Origin of the sequence: Variovorax sp. LjRoot290 (assembly GCF_964253985.1) — a bacterium.
Taxonomy (GTDB): Bacteria; Pseudomonadota; Gammaproteobacteria; order Burkholderiales; family Burkholderiaceae_C; genus Variovorax.
Map to the genome: position 1 here is coordinate 1,944,759 of NZ_CAXURW020000001.1, position 12,026 is coordinate 1,956,784.

Consider the following 12,026-nt stretch of genomic DNA (forward strand, 5'->3'; position numbering starts at 1 on the left):
GAACGAATGACCACCCACAGCAGCAACCAGGCGCCGCTTTCGGCCGCCACGCTGGAGCTTTTTGCGCGCGAGGTCGCCAAGTACCCGCCGGCAGGCAAGCAGTCGGCCGTGATGGCCTGCCTCGCGATCGTGCAGAAGGACGAAGGCTTCGTCAGCGTGCAGCGCGAGCGCGAGATCGCCGCCTACCTGGGCATGGCGCCGATCGCGGTGCACGAGGTCACGACCTTCTACAACATGTACAACCAGCAGCCGGTGGGCAGGTTCAAGCTCAACGTCTGCACCAACCTGCCGTGCCAGCTGCGCGACGGCGCGGTGGCGCTGGCTCATCTCGAGAAGAAGCTGGGCATCCAGATGGGCGAGACCACGGCGGACGGCATGTTCACGCTGCAGCAGAGCGAGTGCCTCGGCGCCTGCGCCGATTCGCCTGTGATGCTGGTCAACGACCGCACCATGTGCAGCTTCATGAGCAACGAAAAACTCGATCAGCTGATCGACGGCCTGCGTACCTCGACGGCGGAGGGTGCGCAATGATGACGCCCGAACAAGTGCTCTCGCAGTTCCAGGCCACCGGCGTCCAGACCTGCTTTCACGACCGCCATATCGAGCCGCAGATCTATGCCGGTCTCGACGGCACCAACTGGCGCCTGGCCGACTACGAAGCGCGCGGTGGCTACAAGGCGCTGCGCAAGATCCTCGGCGAAGGCATCACGCCCGAGCAGGTGATTGCCGAGGTCAAGGCCTCGGGCCTGCGCGGCCGCGGCGGCGCGGGCTTCCCGACCGGCCTCAAGTGGAGCTTCATGCCGCGCCAGTTCCCGGGCCAGAAGTACCTGGTCTGCAACTCGGACGAGGGCGAGCCCGGCACCTGCAAGGACCGCGACATCCTGCAGTTCAACCCGCACATCGTGATCGAGGGCATGGCCATCGCCGCCTATGCGATGGGCATCAGCGTGGGCTACAACTACATCCACGGCGAGATCTTCCAGACCTACGATCGCTTCGAAGAAGCGCTGGAAGAGGCGCGCGCCGCCGGCTTCCTGGGCGATGCCATCCTGGGCAGCAGCTTCAATTTCCAGCTGCATGCGTCCCATGGCTTCGGCGCCTACATCTGCGGCGAAGAAACCGCGCTGCTCGAATCGCTCGAGGGCAAGAAGGGCCAGCCGCGCTTCAAGCCGCCGTTCCCAGCGAGCTTCGGGCTCTACGGCAAGCCGACCACCATCAACAACACCGAGACTTTCGCTGCGGTGCCGTGGATCATCGTCAACGGCGGTCCGGCCTACCTCGAATGCGGCAAGCCGAACAACGGCGGCACCAAGATCTACTCGGTCAGCGGCGACGTCGAACTGCCCGGCAACTACGAAGTGCCGATGGGCACGCCGTTCTCGAAGCTGCTCGAACTCGCCGGTGGCGTGCGCAAGGGCCGCCAGCTCAAGGCCGTGATTCCTGGCGGCTCGTCGGCGCCGGTGCTGCCGGCCTCGATCATGATGGAGTGCACGATGGATTACGACTCCATCGCCAAGGCCGGCTCGATGCTGGGCTCGGGTGCGGTGATCGTGATGGACGACAGCCGCTCGATGGTCGAGTCGCTCAAGCGCCTCTCGTACTTCTACATGCACGAGTCTTGCGGCCAGTGCACGCCGTGCCGCGAAGGCACGGGCTGGCTCTGGCGCGTGGTGGACCGCATCCACAACGGCCACGGCAAGCCGAGCGACATGGAGCTGCTCAATTCGGTGGCCGACAACATCCAGGGCCGCACCATCTGCGCGCTCGGCGACGCCGCCGCGATGCCGGTGCGCGCCATGATCAAGCACTTCCGTCACGAGTTCGAGGCCTTGATCCCGGGCTACGTCCCGAAGGCACCCGTCAAAGCCTGAGCGCGAAAACACATACATATATGGTTGAAATCGAACTCGACGGCAAGAAGGTCGAAATCGTCGAAGGCAGCATGATCATGCATGCGGCCGACAAGGCGGGTACCTACATCCCGCACTTCTGCTATCACAAGAAGCTCAGCATCGCGGCCAACTGCCGCATGTGCCTGGTCGACGTCGAAAAGGCGCCCAAGCCGATGCCGGCCTGCGCCACGCCGGTGACGCAGGGCATGATCGTGCGCACGAAGAGCGACAAGGCGATCAAGGCCCAGCAGTCGGTGATGGAGTTCCTGCTGATCAACCATCCGCTCGACTGCCCGATCTGCGACCAGGGCGGCGAATGCCAGCTGCAGGACCTGGCCGTCGGCTACGGCGCTTCGTCCTCGCGCTACGAAGAAGAAAAGCGCGTGGTCTTCCACAAGGACGTGGGCCCGCTCATCAGCATGGAAGAGATGAGCCGCTGCATCCACTGCACGCGCTGCGTGCGCTTCGGCCAGGAAGTGGCCGGCGTGATGGAGCTCGGCATGTCGCATCGCGGCGAGCATGCCGAAATCGAAACCTTCCTCGGCGATTCGGTCGACTCCGAGCTCTCTGGCAACATGATCGACCTCTGCCCCGTGGGCGCGCTCACCAGCAAGCCCTTCCGCTACAGCGCCCGCACCTGGGAACTCTCGCGCCGCAAGTCGGTGAGCCCGCACGATTCGACCGGCGCCAACCTGATCGTCCAGGTCAAGAACAACCGCGTGATGCGCGTGGTGCCGCTCGAGAACGAAGAAGTCAACGAATGCTGGATCGCCGACCGCGATCGCTTTTCGTACGAAGCATTGAACGGCCCCGAGCGCCTCACGCAGCCGATGCTCAAGCAGGGCGGCCAGTGGCAGCAGGTCGACTGGCAGACCGCGCTCGAGTACGTGGCCAATGGCCTGAAGCAGATCAAGACCGACCATGGCGCGCAGAGCATCGGCACACTCGCCAGCCCGCACAGCACGCTCGAAGAGCTGCACCTGGCCAAGCTGCTGACGCACGGTCTCGGCAGCGGCAACATCGACTACCGGCTGCGCAACGCCGAGTTCAACGCCTTCGAAGGCGTGCGCTGGCTCGGCACCTCGATTGCATCGCTGTCGCAACTGCAGCGCGCGCTCGTGATCGGCAGCAACCTGCGCAAGGACCATCCGCTGTTCGCGCAGCGCATTCGCCAGTCGGTGCGCAAGGGTGGCGTGCTGAGCGCGCTGACCTCGCCCGAACTGCTGGCCGACGACGAAGCCTGGGCCATGCCCGTGGCGAACGCCGTGCGCGTGGCGGCACAGGACTGGGTGGATGCGCTGGCCGAGATTGCCGGCGCGGTTGCCGCCAGCACCGGCGTCGCGGCGCCCGTGGCCAGCAGCGATGCGCCTGGCGATGCAGCCAAGGCCATCGCAGCGTCGCTGCTCGGCGGCGAGCGCAAGGCTATCCTGCTCGGCAATGCGGCCGCTCACCATGCCGACGCCGGCGCGCTGCTGGCGCTGGCGAACTGGATCGGGGCCCAGACCGGCGCAACCGTCGGCTATCTCACCGAGGCCGCCAATACGGTCGGCGCGCAGCTGGTCGGTGCCCTGCCCAGGGACGGCGGCCTGCACGCGGGCGACATGCTCGCAGGTGGACTCAAGGCGGTGCTGCTGCTCAACACCGAGCCGGTGTTCGATTCGGCGGCCGCCGAATCCGTGATCGAGGCACTCACGCACGCCCAGATGGTCGTGACGCTGAGCCCCTTTAAGGCCAATCTCGAATTCAGCGACGTGCTGCTGCCGATCGCACCCTTCACCGAAACGCCGGGCACCTTCGTCAACGCCGAAGGCCGCGTGCAGAGTTTCCATGCGGTCGTAAAACCGCTCGGCGAAGCGCGTCCGGCCTGGAAGGTGCTGCGCGTGCTGGCCAACCTGCTGGGCCTTTCGGGCTTCTCCTTCGAGTCGACGGCCGATGTGCTGGCCGACATCGACGCAGGCGCCAGCGTGCCGCCCGACAAGCTGAGCAATGCCACCGCAGCCCGTCTCGACGGTGAACGCGCCGCCCATGCTGCGCCGCCGGTGGCGGCAAGCATCTACCAGCTCGACTCGATCGTCCGCCGCGCGCCGTCGCTGCAACTGACGGCCGACGCGCGCGCGACGCACATCGCGGCCGCGCAGGAGGTGTTCGCATGATCGACACCCTGCACGGCTTCGGCCAGGGCCTGGTCGCGGCCCACTGGTGGACCGGCGTCGCCTGGCCGGTGATCTGGACCTTGATCAAGATCGTCGTCGTGGTGCTGCCGCTGATGGGCGCGGTCGCCTACCTCACGCTGTGGGAACGCAAGGCCATCGGCTTCACGCAAATTCGCCTGGGCCCCAACCGCATCGGTCCGCTGGGCCTGCTGCAGCCCATTGCCGACGCGCTCAAGCTCCTGACCAAGGAAATCATCCTTCCCACGGTCGCGAACAAGGGCCTGTTCCTGCTCGGCCCGATCATGACCATCATGCCGGCGCTGGCCGCCTGGGTCGTGATTCCGTTCGGTCCCGACGTCGCGCTGGCCAACATCAATGCCGGCCTGCTGTTCGTCATGGCCATCACCTCGCTCGAGGTCTATGGCGTGATCATCGCGGGCTGGGCCTCGAATTCGAAGTACGCGTTTCTCGGTGCGCTGCGCGCCTCAGCGCAGATGGTCAGCTACGAAATCGCGATGGGTTTCTGCTTCGTCGTCGTGCTCATGGTCTCGGCCAGCCTCAACATGACCGACATCGTGATGGGGCAGGGCAAGGGGAATTTCGCCTCGATGGGCATCGGCTTCCTGTCGTGGAACTGGCTGTCGCTGCTGCCGATCTTCCTCGTCTACTTCATCTCGGGCCTGGCCGAAACCAACCGCCATCCCTTCGACGTGGTGGAAGGCGAATCGGAAATCGTCGCCGGCCACATGATCGAGTACTCGGGCATGAGCTTCGCGATGTTCTTCCTGGCCGAGTACGCCAACATGTGGCTGGTCTCGATCCTGTGCGCGGTCCTGTTCCTCGGCGGCTGGCTGCCTCCCTTCGACTTCCTCGGCTTCATCCCGGGCTGGATCTGGCTGGGCATCAAGACCTTCGTCGTGGTCACCATGTTCCTGTGGGTCCGCTCGACCTTCCCGCGCTTCCGCTACGACCAGATCATGCGGCTCGGCTGGAAGATCTTCATTCCGGTCACGCTGGTGTGGCTGGTGGTGGTCGGCGCCTGGATGCAGACCCCGTACAACATCTGGAAATAACTGGAATCGCCATGTCTGCGCACACCGCAACCTCGCCGGCGCCGTTTTCGCTCAAGGACTTCCTGTCCAGCTTCATGCTGGTCGAGCTGTTCAAGGGGCTCGCGCTGACCGGCAAGTACGCCTTCAGCCGCAAGATCACCGTGCAGTTTCCCGAAGAGAAGACGCCGCTGTCGCCGCGCTTCCGCGGCCTGCATGCACTGCGCCGCTACGAGAACGGCGAAGAGCGCTGCATCGCCTGCAAGCTCTGCGAGGCCGTCTGCCCGGCGCTCGCGATCACCATCGAATCGGATGTGCGCGACGACGGCTCGCGCCGCACCACGCGCTACGACATCGACCTGACCAAGTGCATCTTCTGCGGCTTCTGCGAAGAGAGCTGCCCGGTCGACTCCATCGTCGAAACCCACATCTTCGAATACCACGGCGAAAAGCGCGGCGACCTGTACTTCACCAAGGACATGCTGCTGGCCGTGGGCGACCGCTACGAAAAAGAAATCGCCGCCAACAAGGCGGCGGACGCCAAGTACCGCTGAAGCGGGACTGGCCCGAACTTCAAAAAACCAACCCGATCCATGGACGTCAAGACCGGCCTGTTCTACCTGTTTGCCGCGGTGCTGCTTTTCGCGGCCTTCCGCGTCATCACCGCGCGCAACCCCGTGTATGCCGCGCTCTATCTGGTGCTTGCGTTCTTCCAGGCATCGGCCATCTGGCTGCTGCTGCGCGCCGAGTTCCTGGCCATCTCGCTGGTGCTCGTCTACGTCGGCGCGGTGATGGTGCTGTTCCTGTTCGTCGTGATGATGCTCGACATCAACGTCGACGCGCTGCGCGAGGGCTTCTGGAAGCACTTCCCGCTCGCGGCTGGCGTCGGCGCGCTGATCGCGCTCGAAATGGCCGCGGTGCTGATGGGCGGCTTCCGCCTCGCCGAGCCGAAGACCGCCATGGCCTCTGGGCCGGGCACTTCCAACACGCTCGAACTCGGCAAGCTGCTTTACACGGAGTACCTCTACCCGCTGGAGATCGCTGCCGTCATCCTGCTGGTCGCCATCGTCGCGGCCATCGCGCTCACGCTGCGCACCCGCAAGGACAGCAAGTACGTGAACCCGTCCGACCAGGTGCGCGTGAAGGCGCGCGACCGCGTGCGCATCGTGAAGATGCCCGTCACGCGCGCGGCGCAGCCTGCTGCTGCAGAAACACCGGCAGCCGGGGAGACCAAGGCATGACGCTCACGCTCGGACACTTTCTCTCGCTGGGTGCGATGCTTTTCGCGCTGTCGGTGATCGGCATCTTCCTGAACCGCAAGAACCTGATCGTGCTCTTGATGTGCATCGAGCTGATGCTTCTTGCAGTCAACGTGAACTTCGTCGCCTTCTCGTACTTCCTCGGCGACATGCACGGCCAGATCTTCGTGTTCTTCATCCTGACCGTGGCCGCGGCGGAGTCCGCGATCGGGCTGGCGCTGCTGGTCCTCTTGTTCCGCAACAAGTCGAACATCAACGTCGACGAACTCAACGCGCTCAAGGGCTAGGACTGACATATGAGCGCAACTCTCTCCGCATCCGCACTGCTGGCCGTGCCGCTGGCGCCCCTGGTCGGCTCCGTGCTGGCCGGCCTGTTCGGCACCAAGTTCGGCGGCAACCACATCGGCCGCCGCATCACGCATTCGCTGACCATCCTCGGCGTCTTCATCGCTTTCGTGATCTCGGCCATGACGCTCAAGAGCGTGGTCGCCGACGGCGCCCGCTTCAACGCCACCATCTACGAATGGATGGTGGTCGGCGGCCTCAAGATGGAAGTCGGCTTCTTGGTCGACGGCCTCACCGCGATGATGATGTGCGTCGTGACCTTCGTGTCGCTGATGGTGCACATCTACACCATCGGCTACATGGAAGAAGACGAGGGCTACAACCGCTTCTTCGCCTACATCTCGCTCTTCACCTTCTCGATGCTGATGCTCGTGATGAGCAACAACATGCTGCAGCTGTTCTTCGGCTGGGAGGCGGTGGGCCTGGTGTCCTATCTGCTGATCGGCTTCTGGTACAACAGGCCGAGCGCGATCTTCGCCAACCTCAAGGCCTTCCTGGTCAACCGCGTGGGCGACTTCGGCTTCATCCTCGGCATCGGGCTGATCGCCGCCTACGCCGGCACGCTGAACTACGCCGAGGCCTTCGCCAAGTCCGACGCGCTCGCCAAGCTGAGCTTCCCCGGCACCGAGTGGATGCTGATCACCGTGATCTGCATCTGCCTGTTCATCGGCGCGATGGGCAAGAGCGCGCAGTTCCCGCTGCACGTGTGGCTGCCCGATTCGATGGAAGGCCCGACCCCGATCTCGGCGCTGATCCACGCCGCGACCATGGTGACGGCCGGCATCTTCATGGTGGCGCGCATGTCGCCGCTGTTCGAGCTCAGCGACGCGGCGCTTTCCTTCGTGCTCGTGATCGGCGCGATCACCGCGCTCTTCATGGGCTTCCTGGGCATCATCCAGAACGACATCAAGCGCGTGGTCGCCTACTCGACGCTCTCGCAGCTCGGCTACATGACGGTGGCGCTCGGCGCCTCGGCGTACTCCGTCGCCGTGTTCCACCTGATGACGCACGCCTTCTTCAAGGCGCTGCTGTTCCTCGGCGCCGGCTCGGTGATCATCGGCATGCACCACAACCAGGACATCCGCTGGATGGGCGGCGTGCGCAAGTACATGCCGATCACCTGGATCACCTCGCTGGTGGGCTCGCTGGCGCTGATTGGCACGCCTTTGTTCGCGGGCTTCTACTCGAAGGACAGCATCATCGAAGCCGTGCACGAAAGCCATCTCTGGGGCGCGGGCTTCGCGTACTGGGCGGTGCTGGCTGGCGTGTTCGTCACGGCCTTCTATTCGTTCCGCATGTACTTCCTGGTGTTCCATGGCAAGGAGCGCTACGACCAGAATCCCGAGAACAATCACCACGGCGACGATGCGGAACCGGATCCGCACGGTCATCACACCGATCACAGCGTGCCGCACGAGTCGCCCTGGGTGGTCTGGCTGCCGCTGGTGCTGCTGGCCATTCCCTCGGTCGTGATCGGCTACATGACCATCGATCCGATGCTCTTCGGCGGCTTCTTCAAGGACGCGATCATCATCGACGAGAGCAAGCACCACGCGATGAAGGAACTGGCCGAGGCCTTCCACGGCCCGATGGCGATGGCCCTGCACGGCCTCACTGCCGCGCCGTTCTGGCTCGCGCTGGCCGGCGTGGTGATGGCCTGGTACATGTACCTCGTCAATCCGGCGCTGCCGGCGGCGATCAAGCGCGCCTTCGGTCCCGTCCATCGGCTGCTCGAGAACAAGTACTACATGGACTGGATCAACGAGAACCTCATCGCGCGCGGAACGCGCGCGGTGGGCACCGGTCTCTGGAAAGGCGGGGACCAGGGGGTCATCGACGGCGCCATCGTCGACGGCTCGTGGAAGGCGATCGGCCGCGTCGCCGGCGTCGTGCGCTGGATGCAGTCCGGCTACATCTACCACTACGCGTTCGCGATGCTGATGGGCATCTTCCTCCTCATGACGTACTTCGTCTGGTTCAACAGGTAAGCGCAAAGCGCCGGAGATAAAACAAAAATGGGTTTGTTGAGCCTTGCCATCTGGGTGCCGATCGCGTTCGGCGCCGCGCTGCTGGCCTTCGGTAAAGACGAGCATGCGAACGGCGTGCGCTGGATCGCGCTGGTCGGTTCGATCGCGAGCTTCCTGGTCACCATTCCGCTGTACACGCGCTTCCAGACCGGAACCGCCGCAATGCAGTTCGTCGAGAAGGGAAGCTGGATCGAGCGCTTCAGCATCCACTACCACGTCGGCCTCGACGGCCTGTCGCTGTGGCTGGTGCTCTTGACCGCGTTCATCACGGTGATCGTGGTGATCTCCGCGTGGGAGGTGATCACCGAGCGCGTCAACCAGTACATGGGCGCCTTCCTGATCCTTTCGGGCCTCATGATCGGCTCCTTCTCGGCGCTCGACGGCATCCTGTTCTACGTTTTCTTCGAAGCCACGCTGATCCCGATGTACCTGATCATCGGCATCTGGGGCGGCCCCAACAAGATCTACGCGGCCTTCAAGTTCTTCATCTACACGCTGCTCGGCTCGCTCCTGATGCTGGTCGCGCTGATCTACATGTACAACAAGTCGGGCGGCAGCTTCGACATCCTGAGCTGGCACAAGCTGCCGCTCAGCGCGAGCGCGCAGACCTTCCTGTTCTTCGCCTTCTTCGCGGCCTTCGCGGTCAAGGTGCCGATGTGGCCGGTCCATACCTGGCTGCCCGACGTGCACGTCGAGGCGCCCACGGGCGGTTCGGCCGTGCTGGCCGCGATCATGCTGAAGCTCGGCGCCTACGGCTTCCTGCGTTTCTCGATGCCGATCGCGCCCGATGCTGCGCACGAATGGGCCTGGCTCATGATCGGGCTGTCCCTGATCGCGGTGATCTACGTCGGCCTGGTGGCGCTGGTGCAGCAGGACATGAAGAAGCTGGTGGCCTATTCGTCCGTGGCGCACATGGGCTTCGTGACGCTTGGTTTCTTCATCTTCAACGAGCTCGGCGTGTCGGGCGGCATCGTGCAGATGATCGCGCACGGCTTCGTCTCTGGCGCGATGTTCCTCTGCATCGGCGTGCTCTACGACCGCGTGCACTCGCGCCAGATCGCCGACTACGGCGGCGTGGTCAACACCATGCCCAAGTTCGCGGCCTTCGCGCTGCTGTTCGCCATGGCCAACTGCGGCCTGCCCGCCACCGCCGGCTTCGTCGGCGAATGGATGGTGATCCTCGGCGCGGTCAAGGCCAATTTCTGGCTCGGCCTGGGCGCCTCCACGGCGCTGATCTTCGGCGCCGCCTACACGCTGTGGATGTACAAGCGCGTCTACCTCGGGCCGGTGGGCAACGACCATGTGAAGGAACTGAGCGACATCAATGCGCGTGAGTTCCTCATGCTGGGCTTGCTCGCGGCCGCGGTGCTGTGGATGGGCATCTATCCCAAGCCCTTCACCGACGTGACGAATGCCTCGGTGGCCGAGCTGCTGCGCCACGTGGCGACGCCCAAGCTGCCCCAATGAGTCCAAGCTGAACAAGAGAACGAGATGATTGACAAACTCAGCTGGATGACGATCTACCCCGAGGCGGTGCTGCTGGTCATGGCCTGCATCATCGCGCTGGTCGATCTGTCCACGACCAGCACGCACCGCACGCGCACCTACGTGCTGACGCTGCTCACGCTTGCCGTGGTGGCCTTTCTCACTGCGCTCCAGGCCACCGAGGGCAAGACCCACTACGGCTTCGCCGGCATGGTCGTGAGCGACCCGATGGGCAACTGGCTCAAGTGCTTCGCGACGCTGGCGCTGATGGTCACGCTGGTCTACGGCCGGCCCTATGCGGCCGACCGCGGCATGCTGAAGGGCGGCGAGATGTTCACGCTGAGCATGTTCGCCTTGCTCGGCATCTTCGTGATGATCTCGGGCAGCAACTTCCTTCTGATCTACCTCGGGCTCGAACTGCTCACGCTGTCGAGCTACGCGCTGGTCGCGCTGCGTCGCGACAACGCGGTGGCCAGCGAAGCCGCGATGAAGTACTTCGTGCTCGGCGCCATGGCCAGCGGCTTCCTGCTCTACGGCATGTCGATGATGTATGGCGCGACCGGTTCGCTCGACACCAACGAGGTGTTCAAGGCCATCGCGAGCCGCAAGGTCAACCACCAGGTGCTGGTTTTCGGGCTGGTGTTCATCGTCGCCGGCCTGGCCTTCAAGGTCGGCGCAGCGCCTTTCCACATGTGGGTGCCCGACGTCTACCAGGGCGCGCCGACCGCGGTCACGCTGATGATCGGCTCGGCGCCCGAGCTGGCGGCCTTCGCGATCATCATCCGCCTGCTGGTGGAAGGCCTGCTGCCGCTTGCGATCGACTGGCAGCAGATGCTCGCCTTGCTCGCCATCGCATCGCTTCTGGTCGGCAACCTGGCGGCCATCGCGCAGACCAACCTCAAGCGCATGCTGGCCTATTCGACCATCGCGCAGATGGGCTTCATGCTGCTGGGCCTGGTGGCGGGCGTGGTCAACAACAACACCTACAACGCGCAGTTCGCCTACAGCGCCTCGATGTTCTACATCGTGACCTACGTGCTGACCACGCTGGCGAGCTTCGGCATCATCCTGCTCTTGGCGCGCGAAGGCTTCGAGAGCGAGGAGATCACCGATCTCGCCGGCCTCAACCAGCGCAGCCCGCTCTATGCCGGCGTGATGGCGCTGGCCATGTTCTCGCTGGCCGGCATTCCCCCGCTGGTCGGGTTCTACGCCAAGCTGGCCGTGCTGCAGGCGCTGATCGCGTCGGGGCAGGGCCTGTACATCGCGCTGGCGGTGTTCGCGGTCGTGATGTCGCTGATCGGCGCCTTCTATTACATCCGCGTGGTCAAGGTCATGTACTTCGATGCGCCGGTCACCGCGAGCACGGTGTCTGCGCCGCGCGACGTGCGCACGGTGCTGACGATCAACGGCGCGCTGATCCTGATCCTCGGCATCGTGCCGGGGGGGCTCATGACGCTCTGCGCGCAGGCGATCGTGGCCACGCTGGCCAACTAGCAGGGCCTGCCCTAGGTGTCGCAGGGCGCATCGGTCTGGGTCGTGCTGCTGGTGGCGCTGGCGGCGGCCAATCTGCCCTTCGTCAACGAGCGGTTGTTCGGGCTGGTGCCGCTGTCGGCGCGCACCAAGTCGCTGGGCCTGCGACTGGCCGAACTCTTGCTTCTCTACTTCGTGGCCGGCGGCGTCGGCCTCCTGTTCGAACGCCGCGCGGGCCAGATCGCGCCGCAGGGTTGGGAGTTCTACGCCGTCACCGGCGCGCTTTTCGTCGTGCTGGCCTTTCCCGGCTTCACCTGGCGCTACCTGCTCAAGCATCGGAAATGAC

General features: G+C 64.6%; 11 protein-coding genes. All 11 read left to right on the forward strand.

Annotation, left to right across the window (positions count from 1 at the left end; genetic code table 11):
- Positions 1-6: 6 nt before the first annotated feature.
- Genes nuoE through ACSQ9A_RS09945 form a run of 11 tightly spaced genes read left to right on the forward strand, consistent with a single transcriptional unit; the run spans position 7 to position 12,025 of the window.
- Positions 7-531 (forward strand): NADH-quinone oxidoreductase subunit NuoE, encoded by a 525-nt coding sequence (gene nuoE / locus ACSQ9A_RS09895; RefSeq protein WP_093102429.1) that lies wholly within the window; start codon positions 7-9, stop codon positions 529-531.
- Positions 528-1,871 carry an NADH-quinone oxidoreductase subunit NuoF gene (gene nuoF / locus ACSQ9A_RS09900; protein ID WP_170855467.1) on the forward strand — a complete coding sequence of 448 codons (1,344 nt, stop codon included), beginning with the start codon at positions 528-530 and terminating at the stop codon, positions 1,869-1,871. The genes nuoE and nuoF overlap by 4 nt, the downstream gene beginning before the upstream one ends.
- A 20-nt stretch (positions 1,872-1,891) precedes the next feature.
- A complete protein-coding gene (gene nuoG / locus ACSQ9A_RS09905; protein ID WP_436303523.1) occupies positions 1,892-4,045 on the forward strand; it encodes an NADH-quinone oxidoreductase subunit NuoG in 2,154 nt (717 codons plus the stop codon).
- Positions 4,042-5,118, forward strand: coding sequence for an NADH-quinone oxidoreductase subunit NuoH (gene nuoH, locus ACSQ9A_RS09910; RefSeq protein ID WP_436303524.1), 1,077 nt, complete (start codon positions 4,042-4,044; stop codon positions 5,116-5,118). The genes nuoG and nuoH overlap by 4 nt, the downstream gene beginning before the upstream one ends.
- A gap of 11 nt (positions 5,119-5,129) precedes the next feature.
- Positions 5,130-5,648: an NADH-quinone oxidoreductase subunit NuoI gene (gene nuoI / locus ACSQ9A_RS09915; protein ID WP_093102433.1), complete on the forward strand. Its 519-nt coding sequence runs from the start codon at positions 5,130-5,132 to the stop codon at positions 5,646-5,648.
- A gap of 39 nt (positions 5,649-5,687) precedes the next feature.
- Positions 5,688-6,335 (forward strand): NADH-quinone oxidoreductase subunit J, encoded by a 648-nt coding sequence (locus ACSQ9A_RS09920; RefSeq protein WP_436303525.1) that lies wholly within the window; start codon positions 5,688-5,690, stop codon positions 6,333-6,335.
- Positions 6,332-6,640 carry an NADH-quinone oxidoreductase subunit NuoK gene (nuoK, locus tag ACSQ9A_RS09925; protein ID WP_086922746.1) on the forward strand — a complete coding sequence of 103 codons (309 nt, stop codon included), beginning with the start codon at positions 6,332-6,334 and terminating at the stop codon, positions 6,638-6,640. Before ACSQ9A_RS09920 ends, nuoK begins: the two co-directional genes overlap by 4 nt.
- 9 nt (positions 6,641-6,649) lie before the next feature.
- Complete coding sequence (gene nuoL / locus ACSQ9A_RS09930) at positions 6,650-8,686, forward strand: NADH-quinone oxidoreductase subunit L (protein WP_436303526.1); 2,037 nt, start codon at positions 6,650-6,652, stop codon at positions 8,684-8,686.
- A 27-nt stretch (positions 8,687-8,713) separates the two neighbouring features.
- A complete protein-coding gene (locus ACSQ9A_RS09935) occupies positions 8,714-10,192 on the forward strand; it encodes an NADH-quinone oxidoreductase subunit M (protein ID WP_436303527.1) in 1,479 nt (492 codons plus the stop codon).
- Positions 10,193-10,216: 24 nt separating this feature from the next.
- Positions 10,217-11,704: an NADH-quinone oxidoreductase subunit NuoN gene (gene nuoN / locus ACSQ9A_RS09940; RefSeq protein ID WP_436303528.1), complete on the forward strand. Its 1,488-nt coding sequence runs from the start codon at positions 10,217-10,219 to the stop codon at positions 11,702-11,704.
- A gap of 15 nt (positions 11,705-11,719) precedes the next feature.
- A complete protein-coding gene (locus tag ACSQ9A_RS09945) occupies positions 11,720-12,025 on the forward strand; it encodes a DUF2818 family protein (RefSeq protein WP_093102441.1) in 306 nt (101 codons plus the stop codon).
- The last annotated feature ends 1 nt before the right edge of the window (position 12,026 follow it).